Here is a 26,119-nt window from a genome sequence, read left to right as displayed (position 1 = left end):
GCAAGCTGTGATGAACCCGAAGTACCCAGGGCTCAGTGTGCGCGTCGCCGACGAAGGTTTTGACGCTTATGTATGGGGCAATGACTTCAGCTTCGAGGTCGACGCCTATGGCGTTCCGCAGATGGGCCAGCGTGTCGATCAATGGCCGGTGGAGCGCATCCTGCCGTATCGCAAATGCTATGGCATCGACCCTGAAGAGTTCTCCAGCTTTCGCGATGCCGCCGACAGTGCGATCTTCATGGCCTACCTGGATGACCGTGCGGTAGGGCACGTGGTGGTCAGCACCAACTGGAACGGTTTTGCCCATGTTGATGAGTTGGCCGTGGTGTTGCCGGCGCGACGTCATGGCGTGGCCAAGGCGCTGCTGGACGTGGCGCAGTTCTGGGCCCGCAAGAAAAACCTGCCGGGCATGATGTTGGAAACCCAAAACAATAATCTGGGTGCTTGCCGCCTGTATGAGCGCTGCGGGTATGTGATGGGTGGGATCGACCAATTGCGTTATCGCGGGATTGATCCACAAACCCGTGAAGTGGCGATTTTCTGGTATCGGTTATTCAAGACGGAAGTGGGATCGATCTAAGCCCTGTAGGAGCGAGCTTGCTCGCGAAAAACGCAAAGGCGCCGCGTTACGTCAGGATGAGCGCGTAACCGTTCACGTCCTTCGCGAGCAAGCTCGCTCCTACGAGAGGTTTGTGTCGCCGCCCAGGAGACTTTCGGCCTTCTGGGTGACAATCTCCAGCAGCGCATTCAATGCCGGTGAGGTGGCGCCGTCTTTCAGGGTGAGTGCATACAGGCTGACCATTATGGGGGGCGACACCGGGCACGCATCCAGCCCGGCTTCCCTGGCACCAGAGGCGGTAAAAGGATCGACAATCGCCAAGCCTTCACCGGCCTCAACCATGCTGCGCATCATCTGGTAGGTCTGTACCCGCGTCTGCACCACCGGCAGCGGGCGCAGGGCTTGCAGTTTGGCGTCCAGCAGACGACTCAGCGGGTCGTGGCCTTCCAGCCCGATCAGCGACTGCCCGGCCAGATCCTGCAGCGCGATGTACTTCTGCTTGGGTTTGAGCCAGCCGTGGGGCGCGAGCAATTGCAGCTTGCCCTGGGCCAGTGGGGTGCTTTGAATTTGTGGATGTTGCGGGTCATGCAGGCTCAGCCCCACATCGGCTTCGTGCAGCAGCAGGCTCCTGACGATCTCCCGGGTCGGCTGGCTCGACAGGTTGCACGGCGTGTCCTGGAAGCGTCTGCGCAGCATGGCAATGCTTTGCGGCAGTAGTTGATTGGCCAGGGGAGGGGTGCACAGCGCACGCAGGGGCGCGGCGTGGTGATGTTTCAAGCGGCCGGCCAGGCGTTGCATCGGTTCGAGTGCTTCGTACAACTGGACGATCTGCGCCTGCAATTGCAGCGTCTCGTGCGTTGCTTGCAAACGTCCGCGCACGCTGGCAAACAACATAAAACCCAATTGCAGCTCGGCATCCTTGAGCGTGGCGTCTACTTCACCCACAGAGAGTTGCAACCATTCGGCGGCGGTGCCCAGGTGTCCGGTTTGCAAGATGGCCTGAATCACTTCGATATGACGTAAACGCATGGCCGGAGTCTATGTGCAGCGCGAAGTGGATTCAATGGTGCAGGCCTTCAGGCGCAAAAAAGACTGCGCGGGTCGCCCCGGCCTATGGCGTTCGGCCATGACCTCATTAGAATGGTGCGTCTGATCAGCAACGACCAATGCCGGCTTGCCGGTACTTACAACAAAAAACAGGTCTGGTCTCAAATGCCTCTACCCTCGACGTTCTTCGGGGTGACGGCCAAGCAACTCCTGGTCCTTTTGACCGTGGGGTGCATGGCGGCTTACCTCTTTAATGACTCCACTGAACACCCTCCTGAAGAGCTTGCACTTGAAACGTTCATCCGTTCCCAGGAAAAGGTGAGCGAGCAGGTGGGCGCCGTGTTGGCGGTTAACCTGATCAGGCAAGTGGAGGCGTATCCCGCGTCCAACCGGTCGGGCTACAAGCGCTCGATGTATGCGGTGGAGGGGGAAAGAGGGCAATTGGTGGTGACGCTCAAACAAAGCGAGCAGGGCATTGAAATAACGCAGATGCGCAGCCCTTGATGACCCCGGCCCAGTCAACGCCAACGATGGCCAGGACTGAGCGGGTGTACAAAATGGGGGCCCTTATGACGCCAGGGTAGTTTGCGATTCGCGGACAAGAATGGTCCCCGACTGGAGCAGTTTGAATTCATCGCCTTCCAGTTTCTCTACGCGGTCGCCAATGGCCAGCTTGTAGGTGGTGGTGGGCGTCGAGCCAGCCAGGTCGCCTTGCGCCGGGTCGGATTCCTGGAACTCATGCACCGAATATACGCGGCCTTCCGCGTCTCGAGCATGGAACTGTCCAACTAGTACTGCTGCCATCTGTTTAGAACCTCTGGAGATAAACACTCGATTTGCGGTTCTGTAGACCGTCAGGGAGCGGGGTAGTTTACCTATAAGAAAAAAATACTATTCGCTGATGTTTTCAGCCGTTTCCTACGCAAGCGGCTGCAAGGAAATCGCCGCGGGAATCATCAAAACTCGCTGGTGAACAGGCCGCTAAGCCTCTATAACTACAAGCTCCTTTATTCAGAAGTCGGGAAACCTCAATGAGCAAGGTCTACACGATTGCCGTCCTGGTGGGCAGCTTGAGAAAAGCGTCGATCAACCGCAAGGTCGCCCTGGCCCTGGCCGAGCTGGCACCTGCCAACCTCAAGTTGAACATTGTTGAAATCGGCGACCTGCCGCTCTACAACGAGGACATCGACGGTGCAACACCGCCCGCAGCCTACAGCACTTTCCGCCAACAGGTGAGTTCATCCGACGCCGTGCTGTTCGTGACCCCGGAATACAACCGTTCCGTACCCGCTGCGCTGAAGAATGCAATCGACGTGGGTTCCCGCCCTTATGGGCAAAGCGCCTGGAGCGGCAAGCCTGGAGCGATCATCAGCGTATCGCCGGGTGCCATTGGTGGTTTTGGCGCCAACCATCACCTGCGCCAGTCGCTGGTGTTCCTGGATGTGTGGTGCATGCAACAGCCGGAAGCCTACTTAGGCGGCGCCGGTAGCGTATTCGATGAGGCGGGCAAGGTCTCGGAAAAAACCAAACCGTTCCTGCAGTCATTCATCGATGCCTACGGCAAGTGGGTAGAAAAACAGAAGGGCTGATATTAGCCCGGCACCTGTAGGAGCGAGCTTGCTCGCGAAAAACCTGAGGACTACGCGTTCATTCAGGATGTCAGCGTTATCGTTAACGATCTTCGCGAGCAAGCTCGCTCCTACAGTAGGGGTTATCGCAACCAGTTGGTGCGTGCCAGTTCGATGACCTCATCGCCGCGACCGCTCATCACCGCTTTAAGCATATACAGGCTGAACCCTTTGGCCTGTTCCAGCTTGATACTCGGCGGCATCACCAGTTCCTGCGTGGCTGTCACCACGTCCACCAGCACGGGGCCATCATGGGCCAGGGCGCGGCGCAGGGCCGGTTCCAGATCTTCGGATTGCTCTACGCGAATCCCCAGAATACCCATGGCATTGGACATGGCCGCGAAGTCCGGGTTTTTCAACTCGGTGCCAGTGTCCAGGTACCCGGCAGCCTTCATTTCCATGGCGACAAAACCCAGGGATGAGTTATTGAACACAATGAGTTTCACCGGCAGATTCAACTGCGCCAGTGAAATGAAATCCCCCATCAACATCGTGAACCCGCCATCCCCCGACATCGAAATCACCTGGCGCCCAGGGAATGCCGCCTGGGCGCCAATGGCCTGGGGCATGGCATTGGCCATCGAGCCATGGTTGAAAGAGCCAATCAGCCGGCGCTTGCCGTTCATTTTCAAATAGCGCGCCGCCCATACTGTGGGTGAGCCAACGTCGGCGGTGAAGATTGCATCATCGTCGGCCAGCTCACTGAGCAAGCGTGCGACGTACTGGGGGTGGATCGGCCGATTGGCCTTGGAGGGTTGCGCCAGGTCATCCAACCCCTGGCGGGCCTTCTCGTAATGCTTCAACGAGGTCTCCAGAAAGCTGCGATCGGTCTTGCGGGTCAAGCGCGGCAGCAAGGCATCGATGGTTTCGCTGACATCGGCGGCGATGCCCAGATCCAGCGTGGCGCGTCGGCCCAGGGCCTGGGGGTCACGATCAACCTGAATGATCCTGGCATCGGTGGGGTAGAACTGGCGATAGGGGAAGTCGGTGCCGAGCATGATCAACGTGTCGCAGTCGAGCATGGCATGGTAACCGGAGCTGAAACCGATCAGGCCGGTCATGCCCACGTCAAAAGGGTTATCCCACTCCACATGTTCCTTGCCGCGCAGCGCGTGCACCACCGGCGCGCCGAGTGCGTCGGCCAACGCCACCACCTGATCGTGCGCACCGGCACAGCCGCTGCCGCAGAGCAGGGTGACTTTTTCACTGCTCTGAAGGATCTCGCTGAGACGTTGCAAGTCCTGTTCAGCCGGCAAGGTGCGCGGTGCGTGCAGGGCTGGCCAGGGCTTGAGCTTGTCTTCCACTTCCAGCAACGATACATCCCCTGGAATCACCACCACCGCCACGCCGCGATTGAGGATGGCTGAGCGCATGGCGCGGTGCAGCACCTGGGGCATCTGCTCGGGGTTGCTCACCAGTTCGATGAAATGGCTGCACTCCTTGAACAGCTCCTGGGGATGGGTTTCCTGGAAATAGTTGAGGCCGATCTCCGACGATGGAATCTGCGCGGCAATCGCCAGCACCGGCACATGATTACGATGGCAGTCGAACAAACCATTGATCAAATGCAGATTGCCCGGCCCGCAACTGCCGGCGCACACCGTCAACTCGCCAGTGGCGGCGGCTTCGGCACCGGCGGCAAAGGCGGCGACTTCTTCGTGGCGCACATGCATCCACTCGATACTGTCCATGCTGCGGAGCGCGTCGGTCAGGCCATTGAGGCTGTCGCCGGTCAGGCCCCAGATACGCTTGATGCCTGCCTGTTCCAGGGTGGTCGCCAACTGCTGCGCCAGGTTGATTTTCGCCATGAGGAACTCCAATCGTCAGTGAGGTTGAAAAACTGCTGATCAGTAGGGGACAGTTCAATCACGGCGAATGCTCCGCCTTTAATGTGAAGATTGCGTCATGCTTGCACTCAGTGATGCATACCTGCATAAGCCCTGGTCAGCGGCGCAAAGGTTTACGCGGGAGCTGTTGCTTGGCTGTGAGCAATCGCGATGCTGGCGTGGGCCAGTCGCTGTCGGTATCGAAACGTGCCATCCAGCGGCGGCTGTCGGCGTCGGTAAAGCGCTCGTTTGGGTCACCGTCCCATTGGCCGAAGCCCAGTAATCCCAAGTCGTCGTAACGGATGGGCTTGAGCAGTCTGTTCAAGAGCATGGGCAGTTCCGGCACGCCGAGTTCGACAGGGTACAATTCGGGCTGTTCGCCCAGCTCGATCCACTGGCCGCTGTGCAGTTCGGTGATGCTGATGCGGGGGTGAGCGAGTGCTTCGCGTACCTGTTCACGGGTCAGGTCGAGTTTTACGCGCCAGAGATCGGCTAGCAGGAAGGCCCAGGTGGGCGGACGGATGCCGTTGAGTAACTCGTCACGCATCGAAAACTCGTAGTCGATATCGAGCCCGTAGAAAGCGGGCGTCAAGGCTCTTTCCCATGTGGTAATTTCTGCTCGCGTGCCATATTCCATTGGGTTAGCCATGGCTAAACCACTGTAGACCTGATGAGCCTTGAGCAGATCAATGGTCTTGAGTACGAACTGGCGCCAGGCATCGCGGTTGTCCAGCCACCATTGCCAGCGGTAATAGAATACGATTGAGGAATACTCTGTTCGCGACCCGTCAGTTCGATACCAAGTACGCCAGAAATCGCCCGATGTTGTAGGTGAGCTGGCATGGTTTGTTTCGTCGGTAAACCAGAATACGAAGTACTCGTGTGGATGGGCTTCCATGGCCTGCCTGCGAAGATCAGGCTCTTCTTGCGGATAAGCATGAGGACGCTCAGTGTCTTCGTGCATGGTCATGGTGAAAGGGAAGCCAAGCAGTTTTTCGAAAGCTTCGTGGATATCCACCATCAATAGAGCTACATCGCGATGGTTATCAGGAGTAGGGGGGAAGTAGAAGCTGATGAACGGGCTGACACTATGGCGGGCGACTTCATCTTTACCCCAATCCGTGTTGGGCCATTCCTTCAGTTCTGCAATAAACTCGTCACGTTCTTCGTCATCAAAAAGTCTATGAGTCGTACTCATGCTTACCTCCTGTTTTTTTGGCCTTTGGACGTTGAATTGTTCTTTTCATCTATTTCAAAACCGGTGCAATCTTCCGGCACCCGCAACAGCGCAACTTTCTCTCTTCCGATTTTGTCCGGGTTGACGCCCGTTGAGGGCTTCATCAGGTTCACGTAGTCCGTTATTTGTTTTTTTACTACCCAATCTCCCGGAAACTTGATCTCCACCGCCGCAAACACATTCTCGGTTTCAAACGGCTCTTGCCGGTACTCAACCACCACCAGATCGGGCGCCAGCAAACCCTTCGGCCGTGGCCAAAAAGGCTGCACGGCACTGCCGAACCGTTTGGGCCGCGTAACCGGCTCGCCCAACAACGCCTTCTTGCTGTTGCCGTTGTAGTTGGGTTCGGCCTTGAGCGGGCTGCGCCACTCCAGTGCCTCGTCCACGGCTTCAAAAAACAACGAGGCGGTAAATTGTTTGAGGGCGATCTCGATGGTGGTCGGTACCGTATCGCCGGCAATTTTCTTGCGGATACGGCGCGGTACCTTGATCGGCATCTGCAGCGCAACGGTGCAGACTTGGCTGATCGCCGGGCGAAAGGGCACTTTGCGTTCGATGTATTCCTTGAACGTGATGTTCTCCTGGCCTCGTCGAGAAACCGTGCTATTACCGCCGCGATCCACCACGGCAAAGGTGGAACTCTTGACCTCGATCTCGCGGGTCATTGCTTCAATGGTGGCGCGAAGGGTTTCCTTGATCTGCTTCCTGCGTTCGGCAATTTCCACCGCGAGTTGGCCAGTTCGGCGGCGGTTCTGCTGTTCTCAAAAGCCTGGTTTGCCCGATAGGCGCGATAGGCACCGTCGATGATCCGCGCGACGGCAGGGGTTAGAGGGACAGGCATCAGTCGACACTCATCTCTGCACCAGCCCTAACCAGCGCCAGACAACTTTTTCACCGTCCACGTGCGGCATCAGGGCGGCGTAATCGAATAGCCGTTCGGTACCGGGTTTGTAGTCACACACCCATTTCCCTGGATACGGGCAGGTTTCGCCGCTACGGGCGCGCATGCCGCTGACAGTCCATAACCAGCGCACCTTTTGGCCTTGATGTAACGGCAGCCGTTCGTTCAGCCGGACGGTGCACTCCACGCAGCGATCCGCCTCCATTTCCCAGCGGCCGGCGCGGGGAGCGGCTTCGTGGCTGCTGGCGTGCCGGGCGGGTTCCGGGGGCGTTTGGTCGGAGTCGCGTTGCCAAAGCGTCAGCCTTTCACTGGGTTGCGAGGTGAGCACGGGCAGGATTTCGCCTTGCTTGAATTCGCGACGTGAATCAGCGACCCCCGGGACAAGCCACCAGCCGGCTTGGGTGCATGGCATGCCCGCAATGATGCTCAGCGGCGCAGAGTTTTGCGCGGGAGCCGTTGGCTTGGGTGTGCCCAATCGCGATGCTGGCGTGGGCCAGTCGCTGTCGGTATCGAAACGTGCCATCCAGCGGCGGCTGTCGGCGTCGGTAAAGCGCTCATTCGGATCACCGTCCCATTGGCCGAAGCCGAGTAATCCCAGATCGTCGTAACGGATGGGCTTGAGCAGTCTGTTCAAGAGCATGGGCAGTTCCGGCACGCCGAGTTCGACAGGGTACAACTTGGGCTGTTCGCCCAGCTCAATCCACTGGCCGCTGTGCAGTTCGATGACGTTGATGCGGGGGTGAGCGAGTGCGCTACGTACCTGTTCGCGGGTCAGGTCGAGCTTTTCTCGCCAGTGATCGGCGAGCAGGAAGGCCCAAGTGGGCGGGCGGATGCCGTTAGGCAATTCGTCGTCCATGCCATAGGCATATTCGATATCAAGTCCGTAGAAAGCTGGCATAAGCGCTCGCTCCCAGGTAGTGACTTCCGCCCGGGTGCCATATTCCATTGGATTGGCCATGGCGAAGCCGCTGTAGACCTGGTGAGCCTTGAGCAGGTCAATGGTCTTGAGGACGAACTGGCGCCAGGCATCGCGGTTGTCCTGCCACCATTGCCAGCGGTAATAGAAAACAACCCAGGAGTAAGCCGATTTTTTCCCGGTACCTTCGTGCCTGCTACGCCAGAAATGGCCCGATGTTGTGGGTGAACTGGCATGGTTTGCTTCGTCGGTAAACCAGAATTCGAAGTAATCGTTTGCATCGACATCCATCGCTTGCATGCGAAGGTCGAACTCCTCCTCGGGGTAAGGGTGCGGACGATCTGTGTCTTCGTGCATGGTCATGGTGTAAGGATGACCAAGCAGGCGTTCGAAGGCTTCGTGAATATCAACCATCAGCAGGGCGATATCGACTTGGTTGTCGGAGTTGGGGGGGAAGTAGAAGCTGATGAACGGGCTTACGCTATGCCGGGCGACCTCATCTGTACCCCAATCGGTGTTGGGCCATTCCTTAAGCTCTGCAATAAACTCATCACGCTCTTCTTCGTTAAACAGTCTATGAATAGTGCTCACGCTTACCTCCTATTTTTATTACCTTTCATCGAGGAATTCTTCTCTTCTGCTTTAAAACCCACGCAGTCTTCCGGAACCCTAAGCAACGCCACTTTTTCCTTGCCAATTTTCGCCGGATTTATTCCCGTCTCAGGTGTCATGAGGGTCACGTACCTTTTCATTTGTTTTGAAACTGCCCAATCACCCGGGAACTTGATCTCCACCGCCGCAAACACATTCTCGGTTTCAAACGGCTCTTGCCGGTACTCAACCACCACCAGATCGGGCGCCAGCAAACCCTTCGGCCGTGGCCAAAAAGGCTGCACGGCACTGCCGAACCGTTTGGGCCGCGTAACCGGCTCGCCCAACAACGCCTTCTTGCTGTTGCCGTTGTAGTTGGGTTCGGCCTTGAGCGGGCTGCGCCACTCCAGTGCCTCATCCACGGCTTCAAAAAACAACGAGGCGGTAAATTGTTTGAGGGCGATCTCGATGGTGGTCGGTACCGTATCGCCGGCAATTTTCTTGCGAATACGGCGCGGTACCTTGATCGGCATTTGCAGCGCAACGGTGCAGACTTGGCTGATCGCCGGGCGAAAGGGCACTTTGCGTTCGATGTATTCCTTGAACGTGATGTTCTCCTGGCCTCGTCGAGAAACTGTGCTATTACCGCCGCGATCTACCACGGCAAAGGTGGAACTCTTGACCTCGATCTCGCGGGTCATTGCTTCAATGGTGACGCGAAGGGTTTCCTTGATCTGCTTCCTGCGCTCGGCAATTTCCACCGCGAGTTGGGCCAGTTCGGCGGCGGTTCTGCTGTTCTCAAAAGCCTGGTTTGCCCGATAGGCGCGATAGGCACCGTCGATGATCCGCGCGACGGCTGGAGCTAGTGGGCCTGGCATCAGTCGAGGTCTCCACTGTGTTGATCCAGAAAGTCGTCGGGGAAAATCGCCTTGGCCTCAACGGGGGTGCCTTGATCATCAAGGGCCATCAGGTAGGGGGCCCACGTTTCGGTGATTTGCTGATCGTCGCGCATGATTGCCTTATGGGCCTGCACGGGTTTGGCTGCCGGCGTCACCGTCCACTCAGTGCCACCCAAGGGGCAGGTGCGCCCTTCGGCAAGCAGCGCCGTGCCATCGGTGATGCGATACCGATAGCCTGCGAAGGCACGTTGGTCGTTCTTGAGCAACGTGTAGCGCCCCAGGAACGGTCCCGGCGGTAGGGCAGGCAGTTGTGGAGTGCCGAGTGGGTTACCCGTTCCGATCGGATCTGTGGTCACAGGGCCTTTGATTCTGATGGCCAGTCCATCGAGCGTGATGCCATTGCCATCAATCGTGATGCTGCCGCCGGGCGCTCGCAGAATAAGGCGCTCGTTCGATGCAACATCGAACACTCGGGTTTTTTGCTCAATGCGCTGTCCTGCGCAGAGGCGGTAATGGTTGCGTACTGATTGTTCAGCATTGCCGCCGATCTGCACCTGGTGGTCAGCGGCGATCCTGTCATGCCGATTGTTGGCAATTTCTTCGACGCGGTCTCCACCGATGTCGATGTGGTGGTTGCGCCCTACAGTGTGTATACGATCACGGCCCACTTGCAGATGCTGGTCTTGAGCGACAGCAATGTCTTCATCGTTGCCCACTCGTTCGCTGCGGTCATGACCGATTTCGATGTGCTCGTCATGCCCGACTTGTTCGCTTCGGTCGTTTCCTACGAAGGTAGTGTTGTTGTGCTTGATGTGGACGTTTTTGTCTTTTTCGGCATGGATGAACACCTCCTGATGGCCCAACTCATCCTCAAATCGCAGCTCGTTGAAGCCTGCACCCTTATGGGTTTGGCTCTTGATGGTCATCCGCGTCTTGTGCTTGGGCAGCTGGTACGGCGGCAGATTGGTCTCGCGGTAGGTACGGCCCGTGGCGATGGGCTGGTCAGGATCGCCATCCAAATAGCTGATCACCAGTTCTTGACCCACACGTGGAATGGCCATGGCGCCCCAGGTCGCACCGGCCCAACCCTGCGCCACACGAATCCAGCACGAGCTCTGATCGTTGTTTTTGTCCGCACGATCCCACGGGAATTGCACTTTCACCCGGCCCCATTCATCGCAATAAATCTCTTCCCCTGGCGGCCCAACTACCGTGGCGATCTGCGGGCCGTCGATGCAGGGTTTGTCGCGCAGCGGCGCCTTCCAATCCGAGGTCCAGCGGATGGCGCTGGCGGTCATTTCATAAGAGCTGCCGTGGTCGCTGCCGAACGCCTCTTCCTCCAGGCTGGTGTGCTGCTTGCCTTCGTGGGTGATGGCGATGGTGCGCCAACGGTCGTTGAAGTCTTCGCGGGGATGTTCGTTGAGGTCGAATGCCAGCCCCGGTTGCAGGCGCGCGTCGTCACCGGCCAGGTGCGCCAGTTTGGCGTCATTGCGCAGGGCGGTCAGCCGAGTCTTGGTGAAGGGTTTGCCGGCGATGTCGCGTTTGTAGCGTCCGGGGTAGTCGTAGCGCTCGTAGTCCTTGTGCTGGTTTTTCAGGTCCTGGTCGCCGGTGGCGGTGTGCTGTTGGTCGTAGCGCGGGTGGGTGAAGGTGTAGTCGCGTTGTACTTGGCGTGCGGTGCGTACTTGTTCGGTGTAGTGAAAACGGGTCAAGGCCGGTTCTGTGGCATCGCCGCCGGCCATGGGTTGGTAGATCACGGGGCAATGTTTGTGCGTGCCGATGGTGCCCAGGCCGCCGACGCGGTCGGTGAGGACGAGGGTGTGGCCGTCGTCGCGGTGTTCGAAGGTGTAGAGCAGGCCTTCTTCGGCGGCCAGGCGGGCGATGAAATCGAGGTCGGTTTCGCCGGCCTGTACGCAGTATTCGCGGGGTTGGTGATCGAAGCAGATTTCGCGGCGGATGTCGGTCAGTCGGTGCTCGGCAAGCAGGCTGGTGATGATGTCGGGCACGGTCTGGCCCTGGAAGATGCGCCAGTTGGAGCGCAGGTCGAAACGCGCCAGGGTCGGTTCGATGACGGCGGTGTAGCGGGTGCGACGAAAGCCGGTGTCGCCCTGGGTGAACAGGCTGACCAGGCCGTGTACGTAGCGCACCGGCATTTCGCCGCGCCAGATCGTGAACAGCCCCGCCAGGTCGAGCACGTTATTGAAGTCGATGGCGGCGTTGTGGCTGGCCAGTTCCAATTGCAGTTTGAACGGCTGGGACAGGCTTTCTTCAAGCGTGAAAGACACCACATCGAAGGCTTCGCCTTTCAAGGGCTCGAACGTGAAACGCAGGTCGCTTTGACGGGGCATGGCGTCCTTCCTGATCGGCTATTGATGAGTTGGGCGTTATAGCGCGAGGATCTTGTTCAGTGATACCAGCACTTCCTGAGTGAGAGCGTTCAGGCGCATGGAATAGAACGTGTAGGCGACTATCAGCACCACGGCGGCCATGGCCCACGGCGTCCACAACGGCCAGACCCGTTTGATCCGATAGTTGCGCGGCGCGATGTTGGTCAGCGGGTCGGTCAGGCGCTTGGGTGTTTCGCCGCGCAGCGGGCGCAACAGGCCGTGCAACAGGTCGATGATTTTCTGGATTTCATCATCACCTTTGGGATGGGCGCCGTATTTGCCTTTAAGGCCTGAGATCAGGCACTGGTACATGAACTCCAACACATGCTGGTACCTGGCTGCTTCGGGAATCATGTTGTTCATCACGATGAAGAATCGCTCCCCGCCCCAGGTTTCCTGGTGAAAGGCGTTTAGCAGCGAGTCTTGGCTCCATTCTGATGATCTCCCCCATGGCGTGCCCATCACCACCTCATCCACCAACAAGCAAAGGCTGTAGGAGTAAGCCTTGAGCATGCCGGGGTCGTAGTCGAGCTGGCTGACTTCCTCCATGATTGCAGTGATGTGGTTACGTACGGCTTGGTACAGCGCAGGTACATCATCATGCTGGGTCAGACGGCGTATTCGAATGACCAGGCCTATCAGCGGCGTGGCGGCATCGCAAAGCGGGTTCCAGGCCACGCCGCGCATGTCGAATTCGGGATCCGATAACTGCGAGAGGACGTCAACCAAGGCCGGAGTCTCCGGCCTGGTTCCTTGGGTGGGTGGAGTAAGAGGCTGTGGGGCTTGGGGATTTTTTGTGTACGACATTGGGCAAACCCTGCTCTAAAAGTACTGCTATTAGAAACTTCGGGGTTATGCGATGTCATGTCGGACGGGTTCGCTACGTTTCGTGGTTCTTGGATGTAAGAAATATCTCTTTTTCAATGCGCTTAATTGGATTTTCTTTGAATGAAACTATCAACGATGGCGTTCGGGTAGTCAGGCAACGCAGGATTTCGCTCGCAGCCTAAGACTTCATGCTTGCGCGGTATTGCCGCGTACGCCGCGCTATAAACCACTGGTCACAGGCCAATGCCAGCCAGGGCGCAACGTTGGGGTTGGGCAGACGGCCGCGGCTCAGACGGCGCATCTGGTCGCGCACCACGGCGAGGGTGGCGAGGGCTGCCAGGGGTTTGCGCTTCCATTCCATGGGCCGCAGTTGTGGGTTGAGGTCGCGACCTTCACGCCACTGTTTGATCAGTTGCGGCTCCAGGGTCAGGGCGGTAGCGATGCCGGCCATGGCGATGCCGCTGTCCAATACTTGCTGGACCACTGGCAAGCGGCGAATACCTCCGGTCACCATCAGTGGCATGGTGGCGATGCTCGCCATTTGGGTGGCGAAATCCAAAAAGTAGGCTTCACGGGCCAAGGTGCGGCCGTCCCGCGCCTCGCCTTGCATGGCCGGCGCTTCATAGCTGCCGCCGGACAACTCAAGCAAATCGATCGGCAGTGTATTGAGCATCTCCACTACAGCGCGTGCATCGGTCTCATCGAAGCCGCCGCGCTGGAAGTCTGCGGAATTGAGTTTTACCGACACACAAAATGAAGGGCTGACGCTGTCACGTACGGCACGGACGACCTCCAGCAACAGGCGTGCGCGGTTTTCCAAGGAGCCGCCCCAGCGGTCGGTGCGGTGGTTGCTCAAGGGCGAGAGGAACTGGCTCAACAAATAGCCATGGGCACCGTGGATCTGCACCCCGGTGAGCCCGGCTTGCTCGGCCAGGCGGGCGCTGGTGGCGAAGCGCTTGATGACATCCTGTATGTCGTCTTCGGTCATGGCCTTGGGTTTGGCGAACATCTTGGAAAAACTGCCCACATCCAGCGCAATAGCCGAGGGTGCCAACGCTTGTTGACCGAGGTTGGCCATGGTCTGACGGCCCGGGTGGCTGAGCTGTACCCAGAAGTGCACACCTTTGGTCCGGGCTACGTCGGCCCATTCACGAAAACTGGCCAGGTGTTGCTCGTTTTCCAGAGCGACACCACCAGGGCCGGTCATGGCGCGGCGGTCGATCATCACGTTACCGGTCAGCAGCAAGCCGGGCTCGCCGTCGGCCCAGGTCTTGTACAGCTGCTTCAATGCTTTGGATGGTGCCTGATGCAGGTCCGCCATGTTCTCTTCCATCGCGGCCTTGGCGATGCGGTTGGCGATGACTTGGCCGTTAGGCAGTTGCAGCGATTCGAACGGTGACATGGGTTAACTCCTGAGCTGGGGAGGCCTCAGGCTAAGCTTAAAGTTAACTTTAATGTCAAGCGGGAGTCGATCACGGGCGATGCAACTGTAGGAGCGAGGGGGACGCCTAGTTCTTGCTCGCGAAGAACTCGAGGACAACGCGTTCATTCAGGATGTCAGCGTTATCGTTCAGGTTTTTCGCGAGCAAGCTCGCTCCTACAGGGACACGAGGTTAGCGGCGGCGGAACAGTGGCAGGGGTTCATCGGTGGCCGCTTGATAGGTCACCGAGAAATCCTTGAGACTTTCCAGCGCTTCGTACGGGTCTTTGTCGGCTCGCAAGGCGAAGGCATCGAACCCGCAACGGTGCAGGTAGAACAACTGGTCGCGCAGCACATCGCCAATCGCTCGCAGCTCGCCCTTGTAACCATAACGGTCACGCAGCAGGCGGGCGTTGGAGTAGTTGCGGCCATCGGTGAACGCCGGGAAGTTCAGGGCGATAACCTGGAAGTGTTCTACGTCGGCACCGATTTCCTCGGCTTCTTCATCGGCGTCCAGCCACACGCCCAGGCCGCCATCGCGGGCCTTGAGGGCGTGGCCGTGTTCGCGCCACAGGGCCAGCGGCACGATCAGGTCGTCGCAGTTGGAGATGCCGTCGAAGCTCGCGTCCTTGGGCAACAAGTGCCAGGTTTCGTCGACGACTGCGTTGTTCTTAATGATTCGCTGCATAGACGCGCTCCTTGAACAGGTCAATGCCGATGCGCTGGTAGGTGTCGATGAAACGCTCATCTTCGGTGCGCTGTTCGATGTACACGTCGATCAGCTTGCCGATCACCTCGGGCATGGCTTCCTGGGCGAAGGATGGGCCGAGGATCTTGCCCAGGCTCGCATCGCGGCTGGCGCTGCCACCCAGGGACACTTGATAGAATTCTTCGCCTTTTTTGTCCACGCCCAGGATGCCGATGTGGCCGACGTGGTGGTGACCACAGGCGTTCATGCAACCGGAGATGTTCAGGTCCAGCTCACCGATGTCGAACAGGTAGTCCAGGTCGTCGAAACGGCGCTGGATCGATTCGGCAATCGGGATTGACTTGGCGTTGGCCAGGGAGCAGAAGTCGCCGCCCGGGCAGCAGATGATATCGGTCAACAGGCCGATATTCGGCGTGGCAAAACCGCCTTCACGCAACTCGCCCCACAGGGTGAACAGTTGGCTCTGCTCGACGTCCGCGAGAATGATGTTCTGTTCGTGGGAGGTACGCAGTTGGCCGAAGCTGTAGCGCTCGGCCAGGTCGGCTACGGCGTCCAGCTGCTTGTCGGTGATGTCGCCAGGGGCAACGCCGGTGGGCTTGAGCGACAGGGTCACGGCCACATAGCCCGGCTTCTTGTGCGCCAGGGTGTTGCGGGTGCGCCAGCGGGCGAAGCCTGGGTGTTGCTGGTCGAGTGCGGCCAGCTCGGCGCCCTGATTGCTCAGGGCCTTGTACTCAGGGTCGACAAAATGCTTGGCGACGCGGTGCACTTCGGCTTCGGTCAGGGTGGTCTGGCCGCCGCGCAGGTGTTCCATCTCGGCATCGACTTTCTGCGCGAACACCTCAGGGGTCAGTGCCTTGACCAGGATCTTGATCCGGGCCTTGTATTTGTTGTCACGACGGCCATAACGGTTGTAAACCCGCAGGATGGCGTCGAGGTAGCTCAGCAGGTCCTGCCACGGCAGGAACTCGTTGATGAAGGCACCGACTACCGGCGTACGGCCGAGGCCGCCACCCACCAGCACACGGAAGCCCAGCTCGCCTGCAGCGTTGTACACCGGCTCCAGGCCGATGTCGTGCACTTCGATGGCCGCGCGGTCCGAGGTCGAGCCATTGATGGCGATCTTGAACTTGCGTGGCAGGTAGGCGAATTCCGGGTGGAAAGTGGTCCACTGACGCACGATTTCGCACCACGGCCGTGGGTCGATCAGTTCATCGGCGGCGACGCCGGCAAATTGGTCGGTGGTCACGTTGCGCAGGCAGTTACCGCTGGTCTGAATGGCGTGCATTTGCACGGTCGCCAGCTCAGCCAGGATGTCCGGCACATCTTCCAGCGCCGGCCAGTTGAACTGCACGTTCTGGCGGGTACTGATGTGGGCGTAGCCCTTGTCGAAATCGCGGGCAATCCTGGCCATCATTCGCGTCTGGCGCGAGGTCAGTTGGCCATAAGGCACGGCCACCCGCAGCATCGGCGCAAAGCGCTGAACGTAAAGGCCATTTTGCAGGCGCAGAGGGCGGAACTCTTCTTCGCTCAGTTCACCTGCTAAGTAGCGTCGGGTCTGATCACGGAACTGCTTGACGCGGTCCTCGATGATGCGCTGATCGTATTCGTCGTATACGTACATATAGGTCCTGTTCTCGGCAAATCTGCGCGCACGGCCGCGCACTCCCAACGGAGCCGGCGCACGATACCAGTTTGCGTATATGCGCAAAAGTGATGTTTGGGTATATGCACATAACCAAACTGACTAATGAGAACAGTTATCGCGATACCCACATTTGTCATAGGGGCAAGACTGGTCTTTACTGTGGACGAGTCTTAGTGCAGTCACCTATAAAACCGACAAGAGGCGATGCGATGAGTAATTCCACCAAAGCCCGTAAACCTGACAGTACCGTTGATGCCTGGGCCATTTTGTTTCTGATTATTCTCGTGGTCGGCACCGCTGTATTTTGGGTCAGCCACCAGTAATAAAACCGTTGATTGAGCAGCGATCGATATTCAAGCTTCATCTGAGCGCTTGCATTTGTCAGCGCCGCCAGCGCCGGTGGATTCCGTGCGCTGGCGGTCGTTGGCAAACCGGCGTCCTGTTGATGCGGTTCAGTTTGCATCGGCGGCTGCGTTAAACACCGGCCAGGTACAGCACCAGCTTGACGATGCCAAACAGCGTCAAGGCAAACACCACCGTGAACGCAATGCCCAGGATCACGAAGTGGCTGGGCTTGCCATGGGTGAAATCGCGGGCGCGATTCTTGCCGCTTTGCACACCGAACGCGGCGGCCGTCACGCTGTGCAGCATCTGCCAGAAGGTCGGTGGTTTGTTATCGATTGGATCGTCCATAAACCCCTCGTCAACAAGGTTCTCGTGCAGAGTATAGACAGTCTGTCGAGGCTCATTTGGAAGCCAGTACCTCCAACCCCAGGAATAGCCGCTGATCAAGCGGTGGCTTGATCTCGGCTTTCTCCAGATTGACCACGGCGCGGTTGTCGGCACGCGCCTGTTCAATCAGTTCCCGGCGCGTATATCGCTGCTCACTCGGGGTTTTAAGGTGGCCGAAGTCAGGTTGGGAGGGCGGTTGATCGACGGATGAGTAATGGAAATGGGCGTACCACAAAACATTGTCCTTACCCTTTATACCCGCCCTGATTTTGCTTTTATCGCGTACTGCATACTCGGTGAGAAAGTCACCGGCCTTCAACGGCACGCGGCTCTTCACCAGGTTGATATCGACAAAACCGTGTTTCCACAAGTAATTGACGTGGGAGGCTTTTGGGCGTTGTAACTTGTACCCTTCGCTGCAATGCTCACGGGCCTGTTGCGTTGCCTCGGCCGCCAGGCTGCGGTATTGGTCGATCAACGCGCGAGCGCCGGGATCGTTGGCGTGATCGCGCTGGAGTTCTTCGGCAAGGGTTGTGAACTTCGCTGCGTGCTGGGTCAGTATCACATCCCACTCAAGGGGGTCGAGACTTTCCAGTCGGCCCGGGTCGCGTAGCTTTCGTTGTTGGAAGGCGATGCTGCTGTCAATGCCGGCGCGCTCGTCCCTGACGGTTTGCGCCTGTGCTTCTATGGTCTTCAGCGAACGCTTGATTGCCGTCGGCGCGGGTGCTGAGGGCCCGACCTCTTCAACCACGTTCCATACACCTTCGCCGGGGTGTTCAAGGTAGGTGGCGAGGGTTTTCCCGGTGAGCGGGTCCTTGATATCGACGAAGTTGCCCGGTGTGTCACGCTGGGCAGGGCGCACTTCACCCACCAGCGTCCTGCGGTCACGGGTCTTGATCACTCTTCGGTTCGGTGCTTTCTGCCGTGTGATGCGCTCGGGCGTCGGCAGTGGCGCGAAGCCTTCTTCCACCAGAATCAAATTGGCCAACTGCGCTTCAAGGCTGGTGCGGGCGTAAGCCAGGTAGTCCATAAAGGGTTGGCGATGCTCCTCGCGAATGAAGCCGGAATTCATTTCAGCCAGTGACGTGACAGCGTTTTCCAATTGCTCATATCGCTCCAGAACGTCCTTGAGGACGTCGACCTGCTCTCGGGCCGAGTAGCCGGTGGTGGTGAGCATTTCCGTATGCGCCATCAAGCTGGTTGCCGTTCGCGTGTCGGTCAGATCGCGCACGAATGGAAATTCCGTTGGGTTGCGCGAGTCATTCATGCGATTAAACACCAAGTCCATGAACACCAGCAGGGCGTGCTGTTTGATCGCGACCGAGCGGATGTTTTGATCAGAGGGCTTGCCTTGCAAGAGTATCTGGCGCAGGGCCGGGTCTGCCTCTTTGAGTAACGTCTCGATCTTTTCAGCGGGCTCGACCATTTCCGTAAGCGCGGCAAGCTGGCGTTTTTTGGTGATGATGTAGTCGTCGTAGGCGCCGCTGATGTTTTGCGGCAGCTCCCGTGATGCGCGGGCGCTGAGTTCAGCGTCGGTTTCGCCACGATCGGTTTCCAGGGCGTCTGCCATTTTTTGCGACACCGATTCGTAGATGCCTGCCCAGAAGTCAAAGTTGCTTTTGCTTGCCCTGTTTCGTTCCCTTACATAAGTGGGGTCAGTCCTGTCGACAGCCATCAGTTCGCTGGCCTTGGCTTCGATTTTTTGCATCAGCGCCATTACCACACGGCCGTACTGCTGAAAGTTATCGAGGGCGATATTCCACTGCGTCCTGGCTTGGGCCGCCGCGACACGCCGCTTCTCATGACGGATAAGAACTTCTGCGTGCAACTTCGGTATGTTCGCGGAACTGCCCAGCAATAACCAATCCTTGCGCAGGCTTTTGCTTTGTTCAACAAGCTGGGCACGGGCGGCGTTCAGAGTGCTTTGTAGCGAAAGCGAAGTGGGTATCAGCGAGAATATTTCGGCATTCAGTGCTTGCAGTTCGGCCTTTAATACACCCAGTTTTTCGGCACGTTCCCTCTGCCATTTACTCAAGCGTTCCCGGGGCATTCCGCCCTCCAGCCTGGCGTGAGTGTCCAGGCGCCAGTGCCCCTGGTGGTCGCTTATCAGCTTGAAACCGGGGTGTTGAGGATATTGCGGGTGTACCAGATAGACCTCGTTGAATCCCGGCACCACATTGACCTGGAACAGCAACCCACCGAGGCTGGCGTGCCAGGTGCCATCTATGCGGTAAAGGCCTTTGAGCGGGCCGCTGGCTTGCGCAGCCGGCAAGGGGTCAGGCCACGGCACATTGATGTCCAGCATCGCCCTCAGTCGTTCGCTTGCGTGTGGGCTTGCCAGCGAGCGAACGAAATCCAGGGCGGTGTGGCCTGATGCCGGGGGTTCTCCCGGCAATGACACTGCGCCATGGCGTATCACTGGCGCATCCTGTGGTGGCGGCAGGCCTGGTGCACGGCGCCAGGTTTCAAGGCGCAATGCGCCGTCGGTTGCACTCGGTGGCGACAACGGTTTGGCAGAAGGCGATGCGCCATGCAGCAACACCATCGCGGTATTGAGCAGCAGATCAATCAGCGCCAACTCGCGGGTGGTGGGATCGCTGCTGTCCAGGCCAGCCAAGTCCTGCTCCAGGCTGGCAACCAGCACCAGGAACCAGCCGGCCAACATGGCTGGGCCCTGTACCAAGGGCAGCAGCAATGTATTGAACAACAGCCAGGCACCCTCCATCACAATGGCCCATCGGCTTTCGGCGTTGGAGATCGACTCGCGGTCCGCCAGGTCGACCAGTGCCCGTGCGGTGCTGCCAAACAGATGGTTGGGCAGTTGGCCGTTGAGCTGGGACTGGAGCCATTCACCGGCGCCGTCATCGACGGCCAGGGTCGCGGGCGCTGGTTTCTCGGGTCGGTTGAACTCGTCGCCAGGCAAGAAACGGATGATGTGCGGCTCTTTGATGCCGCCGTGTGCATAGATGGGGCGCGCCTTGTCCGACAGCCAGGTCAGCACGCTGTCCTGCAACGCACCTGGTTCGGCGATGGCCTCCAGCAGCGCCTGGCGCGTGGGGTATTCGTTGAGGGACTCGGCGTACAGCGGTCGGTACAGCAAGTGTGGCCCGATCTGGGAGTCGCGAGGCTCGATGATAAACATATTATTTACTTCGTCCGGCGTGGCCCCGGCTTTGCGGCACAACGCCAGGGGGCGCAGGACGATTTCCTGATCGTTGACGAGTCTGAGCGAAGGCGTTTCTCCCATGAGTGCCTTGACATACTGGTAACCCGTCACGGTCATGCCATGCTGCTGGCGGACCTTGAATTCCAGTGCCTGCATCGGCAGATGAGCCTTCAGTTCGCGAGTAAACAGCAACTCGCGGCGACGTGCCTCGACGGTATCGGACAGCAGCAGCTCTTTGAGGGCCTTGGGGTAGGTGGTGCCGATATCGACGCGCTGGATCAGGCCGTTGCTGCCCATCAGATAGTCTTCATTCAACCAGCCAGGCAGTGGCGTGGCTGTTGTCGAAGATAGCTTCAACGTACCTTTGGGCTTGCCGGCCAGATTCTTCAGAGCCAGCTCCGTCAGTGACATGCGCACGTGTTCGATGATTCCGGCGCCGCCCGGATAACCCGCCGCTACCGCGAAGTCCAACAGCACCGCGTCAGGGTCGAAATCACCGTGATCGGCTTGCATTTGCTTGCGCAATGCGACGCGGCTGAATGTGTGGATGTTTTCAATGCCCTCGTTGAACGATCGCCCCTGGTTTTTCTGCAGCACTTGCGCCATATCCTGCAAGTGGCGGTGATAGGCGAAACGATCCGCGGGCTCGGCTTGCTTGAGCCATTGCGGCAGTTGCTGGCTCACAGTGCCAAGGCGCTGGGTGTCGGGCACCTTGATGTCGGTAAAAAAAACCGCCGGATCGGTGAGAGTATCCAGGCGTTGATCGAGTTTTTTTTCGTCTTGCCCCTGGAACGATAGGATTGCCAGGTCTTCGAGTTGTTGGTTGAGGATCAGCCCGGCCTGTTGTTCAAACACGTTGGCGGCAGTTTCGTTGCGTTGCCAGGCAAGGCTGTCGAACTGAAACTCGCGTTGCATCCTGCTCCCCCAGGCCTGGCTGAACGCCTCCAGCGAATCAAACGCCTGGACTGCGCCGGCTACGCTGTAGAGCAACACCTGTTTATCGCGTACCAGTAACAGGTCCGGGGTCAATACCCGCACCGTCTTGCCGACGCTGGTGAGTGTGCTCTCGATGAAATATACGTAGGTGGCGGGCGAGGAGCGGGGCAGGCGCTCACGTTGCGCCGGCCAGGCGGCAACTACCGCTAGCATGTCGCGCTGCATGTCGCTTAGCTGTGACTGGCTGGCCGCAGTGGCAATCATCTGACCATTGAGGAACTCTGCAAGCCACTGCCAGCGGCTGTTGCCATGGTTGTCGACCTGGCTCCAGTAGTCGGCCAGATCGTGCTGCATGTACAAGTAGAGGGACGCGGGAAATTCGTCAAGAATCTGGGCGACCACCTGCATGTCGAGCGGCTGGCCATCCCCGGTCTTGAGCACGGCGGGGGGCTGTGTCGTGAGGAAGTACGGACGCTCGCGTACGGCGCGCAGGTCAAGTAACTGTGGGTTCAGTACATGGGCGACAGCCACCTCCATGAGTGCGGGGTAGGTGTATTCGCCATTGGGCTGAGGGCTGGCCAGTTTGACCGCAAGCCAGTCGAGGTTCAGCGACGGGTATTGCTCCAGCATACGGCTGCGCAATGCCTCGAAGACGACAGAATACAGCGCCGGCCGCGTAGCGAAGTGCTCATGCACTGCCTGGGCGGGCAGTTGGCGAAAGGCTGAGTTTAGCGAGGGAGTATTGGGTTCGGTCATGACGACATGCGTTTCCTGTGTAAAACCGGTTGTGCTGAGCTGCCGGTTCAGCGGACCGAGAATCGGTCCGACACAGGAAATCGCATTGAGTCATCGTAGGTGCGGTAAACGGTTACCGCAGCCAGTAGCAGCGTTACCTCAGTTGTCGTAGCCCAGGTTCGGTGCCAGCCAGCGCTCCGTCACGCTCAGGTCCTGGCCTTTGCGTGCCGTGTAGCTGGCGACCTGATCCTTGTCGACCTTGCCCACGGCGAAGTACTGCGCCTGTGGGTGGGCAAAATACCAGCCGCTGACCGCTGCCGCCGGGAACATCGCGTAGTGCTCGGTGAGAAACACGCCGCTGCGACCGGCGTGCATTTCCTGGGCTTGGGGGTCGAGCAGTTGGAACAGCTGGGCTTTTTCGGTGTGATCCGGGCACGCCGGGTAGCCGGGGGCAGGGCGGATGCCGCTGTATTGCTCCTTGATCAGCGCCTCGTTGTCCAGTTGCTCGTCCTTGGCGTAGCCCCAGTGTTCTTTACGCACTTGCTGGTGCAGCCATTCGGCGCAGGCTTCGGCCAGGCGGTCGGCGAGGGCCTTGACCATGATCGAGTTGTAGTCATCGCCCGCGTCCTGGTAAGCCTTGGCCACTTCCTCGGCACCGATGCCGGCGGTGGTGATGAAGCCACCGATATAGTCGGTCACGCCGCTGTCCTTTGGCGCCACGAAGTCGGCCAGAGAGAAGTTCGGCTTGCCGTCGGTCTTGATGATTTGCTGGCGCAAGTGATGCAGTTTGGCGATGGGCTGGCCGTCGTCACCATAGACTTCCAGGTCGTCATCCTGCACCTGGTTGGTCGGCCAGAAACCGAACACTGCACGGGCGCTGATGAGTTTCTCGTCGATCAACTTTTTGAGCATTTCCCGGGCATCGGCGTACAGCGCGGTGGCCGCTTCGCCGACCACTTCATCGGTGAGAATACGCGGGAATTTGCCGGCCAGGTCCCAGGAGATAAAGAACGGCGTCCAGTCGATGTACTCGGCCAGCACCTTGAGGTCGATATTGTCCAGCACCCTGGCGCCGGTGAAGGTCGGCACCACCGGGGTGTAGCTGCTCCAGTCGAACTGCGGCTTCTTGGCGATGGCCGCCGCGTAGCTCAGGCGCTCGGTGCGGGCGCTGCGGTTGGAGGTGCGCTCACGTACGTCGATGTATTCCAGGCGGGTCTTCTCGACGAAGCCGGCCTTCAGCTCCTTGGACAGCAACTGCGTGGCCACGCCCACCGCGCGGGAGGCGTCGGTCACGTAGATCACTGCGTCGTTGCTGTACTTGGGCTCAATTTTCACCGCCGTGTGCGCCTTGGACGTGGTGGCGCCACCGATCATCAGCGGCAGGTGGAAATCCTGGCGCTGCATCTCGCGAGCCACATGCACCATTTCATCCAGGGACGGTGTGATCAGACCGGACAGGCCAATGATGTCGCATTTCTGCTCCTTGGCTACCTGCAAGATCTTCTCCGCTGGCACCATCACGCCCAGGTCGACGATGTCATAGCCGTTGCAACCGAGCACCACGCCGACAATGTTCTTGCCGATGTCATGCACGTCGCCCTTGACCGTGGCCATGAGGATCTTGCCCTTGGCTTCGGGCTTGTCGCCTTTTTCCAGCTCGATGAACGGAATCAAGTGGGCCACGGCCTGCTTCATCACGCGGGCGGATTTCACCACCTGGGGCAGGAACATCTTGCCGGCGCCGAACAGGTCGCCAACGATGTTCATGCCGGACATCAACGGGCCTTCGATCACTTCGATCGGGCGCGCGAACGACAGGCGCGACTCTTCGGTGTCTTCGACGATGTGCGTGGTGATGCCCTTGACCAGCGCGTGTTCAAGACGCTTGTTGACGTCCCAGCCGCGCCACTCTTCGGTCTCGGCTTCCTTGACGCTACCGTCGCCCTTGTACTTGTCGGCAATGGCGAGCAGGGCGTCGGTGCCCTCCGGCGTGCGGTTGAGCACTACGTCTTCCACCGCATCGCGCAGCTCGGCCGGGATCTGGTCGTAGATCTCCAGTTGGCCGGCGTTGACGATCCCCATGGTCAGGCCCGCGCGGATCGCATACAGCAGGAACACCGAGTGGATCGCCTCGCGCACCGGGTTGTTGCCGCGGAACGAGAACGACACGTTGGACACGCCACCGGAGGTCAGCGCGTAGGGCAGTTCATCCCGGATATAGGCACAGGCATTAATGAAGTCGACGGCGTAGTTGTTGTGTTCTTCGATGCCGGTGGCGACCGCGAAGATGTTCGGGTCGAAGATGATGTCTTCCGGCGGGAAGCCCACTTCATTGACCAGAATGTCGTAGGAGCGCTTGCAGATCTCTTTCTTGCGCGCTTCGGTGTCGGCCTGGCCGGCTTCGTCAAAGGCCATCACCACCACTGCCGCGCCGTAGCGCTTGCACAGCTTGGCGTGGTGAATGAACTGCTCTACGCCTTCCTTCATGCTGATGGAGTTGACGATGCCCTTGCCCTGGATGCACTTGAGGCCCGCTTCGATCACCTCCCACTTGGAGGAGTCGATCATGATCGGTACGCGGGAGATGTCCGGCTCGCCGGCGATCAGATTGAGGAAGGTCACCATGGCCTTCTTCGAATCCAACATGCCTTCGTCCATGTTGATGTCGATCACCTGGGCGCCGGCTTCCACCTGCTGCAGGGCGACTTCGAGGGCTTCGGTGTAGTTGTCTTCGCGGATCAGGCGGGCGAACTTGGCCGAGCCGGTGATGTTGGTACGTTCGCCGACGTTGACGAACAACGAACTGCGGTCGATGGTGAACGGCTCCAGGCCCGACAGGCGGCAGGCCTTGGGAATGTCCGGGATCGAGCGCGGCGCGTAACCGGCCACGGCCTTGGCGATGGCTTCGATATGCCCAGGCGTGGTGCCGCAGCAACCGCCGACGATGTTCAGGAAGCCGCTCTGGGCGAACTCTTCGATGACCTTGGCGGTTTCTGACGGCAGTTCATCGTACTCGCCGAACTCATTGGGCAGGCCAGCGTTGGGGTGCGCCGACACATGGGTGTTGGCCTTGTTCGACAACTCCTCCAGGTAGGGGCGCAGCTCGCTGGCGCCCAGGGCGCAGTTCAAACCGACCGAGATCGGCTTGGCGTGGGCCACGGAGTTCCAGAACGCCTCGGTGGTCTGGCCCGAGAGAGTACGGCCGGAGGCGTCGGTGATGGTGCCGGAGATCATGATCGGCAGTTCCACGCCCAGTTTCTCGAACACCCCTTGCACGGCGAAGATCGCGGCCTTTGCGTTGAGGGTGTCGAAGATGGTTTCGATCAGGATCAGGTCGGCGCCGCCTTCGATCAGGCCCTTGGTGGCTTCGGTGTAGTTTTCCACCAGCTCATCGAAGGTCACGTTGCGGTAGCCGGGGTTGTTCACGTCCGGCGACAGCGAGCAGGTACGGCTGGTCGGGCCCAGTACACCGGCGACAAAACGCGGCTTGGCCGGGTTCTCGTGGGTTTTGGCGTCGGCCACCTTGCGCGCCAGGCGTGCGCCTTCCACGTTCAGTTCATAGGCCAGTTCTTCCATGCCGTAGTCGGCCATGGAGATACGCGTGGCGTTGAAGGTGTTGGTTTCAAGGATGTCGGCGCCAGCGTCCAGGTAGGCTTTTTCAATGCCACCGATCACGTCGGGACGGGTCAGCACCAGCAGGTCGTTGTTACCCTTGACGTCGCTCGGCCAATCGGCGAAGCGTTTGCCACGGTAGTCCTGCTCCTCAAGCTTATAGCTCTGGATCATCGTGCCCATGCCACCATCAAGGATCAGGATGCGTTCCTTGAGGGCTTGGTGAAGGGCTTGCAGGCGAGCGCTACGATCGGGCATGGGACTACTCTGGTCAGGCATTACGGAGGGCGTGAATCATAGCAAACCTGCGGGCTTTTGGAGCATGTTGAGCTTTTGCATGAATATCGC

General features: G+C 59.0%; 19 protein-coding genes. 3 read left to right on the top strand and 16 right to left on the bottom strand.

Annotation, left to right across the window (positions count from 1 at the left end; translation table 11 throughout):
• Positions 1-10 precede the first annotated feature (10 nt).
• Complete coding sequence (locus tag JFT63_RS05255) at positions 11-580, top strand: GNAT family N-acetyltransferase (protein WP_198843581.1); 570 nt, start codon at positions 11-13, stop codon at positions 578-580.
• Positions 581-679: 99 nt separating this feature from the next.
• Here JFT63_RS05255 and JFT63_RS05260 read toward each other — a convergent pair whose 3' ends face one another.
• The gene (locus JFT63_RS05260; RefSeq protein WP_198843532.1) at positions 680-1,588 is read right to left on the bottom strand and encodes a LysR family transcriptional regulator; all 909 of its coding nucleotides are present in this window, start codon (positions 1,586-1,588) and stop codon (positions 680-682) included.
• 183 nt (positions 1,589-1,771) lie between these two features.
• Between JFT63_RS05260 and JFT63_RS05265 the strand changes: the two genes are divergently transcribed.
• Positions 1,772-2,110 (top strand): hypothetical protein, encoded by a 339-nt coding sequence (locus tag JFT63_RS05265; protein ID WP_198843580.1) that lies wholly within the window; start codon positions 1,772-1,774, stop codon positions 2,108-2,110.
• Positions 2,111-2,173: 63 nt separating this feature from the next.
• Here the strand turns inward: JFT63_RS05265 and JFT63_RS05270 are convergent, their stop codons facing one another.
• The gene (locus tag JFT63_RS05270) at positions 2,174-2,410 is read right to left on the bottom strand and encodes a hypothetical protein (protein ID WP_057702842.1); all 237 of its coding nucleotides are present in this window, start codon (positions 2,408-2,410) and stop codon (positions 2,174-2,176) included.
• 227 nt (positions 2,411-2,637) lie between these two features.
• On the opposite strand from JFT63_RS05270, the gene JFT63_RS05275 reads away from it, so the two are divergent.
• On the top strand, positions 2,638-3,195 hold the full coding sequence (locus tag JFT63_RS05275) for an NADPH-dependent FMN reductase (protein WP_186561532.1): 558 nt from the start codon (positions 2,638-2,640) through the stop codon (positions 3,193-3,195).
• 122 nt (positions 3,196-3,317) lie between these two features.
• Here JFT63_RS05275 and poxB read toward each other — a convergent pair whose 3' ends face one another.
• The 14 genes from poxB to metH all read right to left on the bottom strand — a co-directional run bounded on the left by poxB (position 3,318) and on the right by metH (position 26,029).
• The gene (gene poxB, locus JFT63_RS05280; protein WP_186561529.1) at positions 3,318-5,042 is read right to left on the bottom strand and encodes a ubiquinone-dependent pyruvate dehydrogenase; all 1,725 of its coding nucleotides are present in this window, start codon (positions 5,040-5,042) and stop codon (positions 3,318-3,320) included.
• 136 nt (positions 5,043-5,178) lie between these two features.
• The gene (locus JFT63_RS05285) at positions 5,179-6,258 is read right to left on the bottom strand and encodes a type VI immunity family protein (protein ID WP_233102223.1); all 1,080 of its coding nucleotides are present in this window, start codon (positions 6,256-6,258) and stop codon (positions 5,179-5,181) included.
• Positions 6,259-6,260: 2 nt separating this feature from the next.
• Positions 6,261-7,022 (bottom strand): VRR-NUC domain-containing protein, encoded by a 762-nt coding sequence (locus JFT63_RS05290; RefSeq protein ID WP_233102222.1) that lies wholly within the window; start codon positions 7,020-7,022, stop codon positions 6,261-6,263.
• Positions 7,023-7,148: 126 nt separating this feature from the next.
• A complete protein-coding gene (locus tag JFT63_RS05295; protein ID WP_057702845.1) occupies positions 7,149-8,705 on the bottom strand; it encodes a type VI immunity family protein in 1,557 nt (518 codons plus the stop codon).
• Positions 8,706-8,707: 2 nt separating this feature from the next.
• Entirely contained in the window at positions 8,708-9,466 is a 759-nt protein-coding gene (locus JFT63_RS05300; RefSeq protein WP_332875215.1) for a VRR-NUC domain-containing protein, read from the bottom strand.
• A gap of 116 nt (positions 9,467-9,582) precedes the next feature.
• Positions 9,583-11,949 (bottom strand): type VI secretion system Vgr family protein, encoded by a 2,367-nt coding sequence (locus tag JFT63_RS05305; RefSeq protein WP_198843531.1) that lies wholly within the window; start codon positions 11,947-11,949, stop codon positions 9,583-9,585.
• A 36-nt stretch (positions 11,950-11,985) separates the two neighbouring features.
• Positions 11,986-12,717 (bottom strand): type IVB secretion system protein IcmH/DotU, encoded by a 732-nt coding sequence (gene icmH / locus JFT63_RS05310; protein ID WP_407071383.1) that lies wholly within the window; start codon positions 12,715-12,717, stop codon positions 11,986-11,988.
• A 277-nt stretch (positions 12,718-12,994) separates the two neighbouring features.
• A complete protein-coding gene (locus JFT63_RS05315; protein WP_198843530.1) occupies positions 12,995-14,218 on the bottom strand; it encodes an NADH:flavin oxidoreductase/NADH oxidase family protein in 1,224 nt (407 codons plus the stop codon).
• 211 nt (positions 14,219-14,429) lie between these two features.
• Entirely contained in the window at positions 14,430-14,924 is a 495-nt protein-coding gene (locus tag JFT63_RS05320) for a DUF934 domain-containing protein (protein WP_057702849.1), read from the bottom strand.
• Positions 14,908-16,566, bottom strand: coding sequence for a nitrite/sulfite reductase (locus tag JFT63_RS05325; protein ID WP_198843529.1), 1,659 nt, complete (start codon positions 16,564-16,566; stop codon positions 14,908-14,910). The genes JFT63_RS05320 and JFT63_RS05325 overlap by 17 nt, the downstream gene beginning before the upstream one ends.
• Before the next feature lie 178 nt (positions 16,567-16,744).
• Positions 16,745-17,053, bottom strand: coding sequence for a hypothetical protein (locus JFT63_RS05330; protein ID WP_198843583.1), 309 nt, complete (start codon positions 17,051-17,053; stop codon positions 16,745-16,747).
• 11 nt (positions 17,054-17,064) lie between these two features.
• Complete coding sequence (locus JFT63_RS05335; RefSeq protein WP_057702850.1) at positions 17,065-17,283, bottom strand: DUF2970 domain-containing protein; 219 nt, start codon at positions 17,281-17,283, stop codon at positions 17,065-17,067.
• 52 nt (positions 17,284-17,335) lie between these two features.
• Positions 17,336-22,180, bottom strand: coding sequence for a hypothetical protein (locus JFT63_RS05340; RefSeq protein WP_198843528.1), 4,845 nt, complete (start codon positions 22,178-22,180; stop codon positions 17,336-17,338).
• 138 nt (positions 22,181-22,318) lie between these two features.
• A complete protein-coding gene (gene metH, locus JFT63_RS05345) occupies positions 22,319-26,029 on the bottom strand; it encodes a methionine synthase (protein WP_198843527.1) in 3,711 nt (1,236 codons plus the stop codon).
• Positions 26,030-26,119: the final 90 nt, after the last annotated feature.

The sequence above is a fragment of the Pseudomonas sp. MF7453 genome (assembly GCF_016405455.1).
GTDB lineage: Bacteria > Pseudomonadota > Gammaproteobacteria > Pseudomonadales > Pseudomonadaceae > Aquipseudomonas > Aquipseudomonas paralactis.
Note: the sequence above shows the minus strand (reverse complement) of the source record. Positions and strands in the feature narration are given on the sequence as shown.

Bases quoted from the DNA above. Each gene is read 5' to 3' on its own strand.
- JFT63_RS05260 (WP_198843532.1), bottom strand. From the start codon at position 1,588: ATGCGTTTACGTCATATCGAAGTGATTCAGGCCATCTTGCAAACCGGA.
- JFT63_RS05255 (WP_198843581.1), top strand. From the start codon at position 11: ATGAACCCGAAGTACCCAGGGCTCAGTGTGCGCGTCGCCGACGAAGGT.
- JFT63_RS05285 (WP_233102223.1), bottom strand. From the start codon at position 6,258: ATGAGTACGACTCATAGACTTTTTGATGACGAAGAACGTGACGAGTTT.
- JFT63_RS05325 (WP_198843529.1), bottom strand. From the start codon at position 16,566: ATGTACGTATACGACGAATACGATCAGCGCATCATCGAGGACCGCGTC.
- JFT63_RS05275 (WP_186561532.1), top strand. From the start codon at position 2,638: ATGAGCAAGGTCTACACGATTGCCGTCCTGGTGGGCAGCTTGAGAAAA.
- JFT63_RS05270 (WP_057702842.1), bottom strand. From the start codon at position 2,410: ATGGCAGCAGTACTAGTTGGACAGTTCCATGCTCGAGACGCGGAAGGC.
- metH (WP_198843527.1), bottom strand. From the start codon at position 26,029: ATGCCCGATCGTAGCGCTCGCCTGCAAGCCCTTCACCAAGCCCTCAAG.
- JFT63_RS05315 (WP_198843530.1), bottom strand. From the start codon at position 14,218: ATGTCACCGTTCGAATCGCTGCAACTGCCTAACGGCCAAGTCATCGCC.
- JFT63_RS05340 (WP_198843528.1), bottom strand. From the start codon at position 22,180: ATGACCGAACCCAATACTCCCTCGCTAAACTCAGCCTTTCGCCAACTG.
- JFT63_RS05265 (WP_198843580.1), top strand. From the start codon at position 1,772: ATGCCTCTACCCTCGACGTTCTTCGGGGTGACGGCCAAGCAACTCCTG.
- JFT63_RS05305 (WP_198843531.1), bottom strand. From the start codon at position 11,949: ATGCCCCGTCAAAGCGACCTGCGTTTCACGTTCGAGCCCTTGAAAGGC.
- JFT63_RS05320 (WP_057702849.1), bottom strand. From the start codon at position 14,924: ATGCAGCGAATCATTAAGAACAACGCAGTCGTCGACGAAACCTGGCAC.
- JFT63_RS05335 (WP_057702850.1), bottom strand. From the start codon at position 17,283: ATGGACGATCCAATCGATAACAAACCACCGACCTTCTGGCAGATGCTG.
- JFT63_RS05330 (WP_198843583.1), bottom strand. From the start codon at position 17,053: ATGCAAACTGAACCGCATCAACAGGACGCCGGTTTGCCAACGACCGCC.
- poxB (WP_186561529.1), bottom strand. From the start codon at position 5,042: ATGGCGAAAATCAACCTGGCGCAGCAGTTGGCGACCACCCTGGAACAG.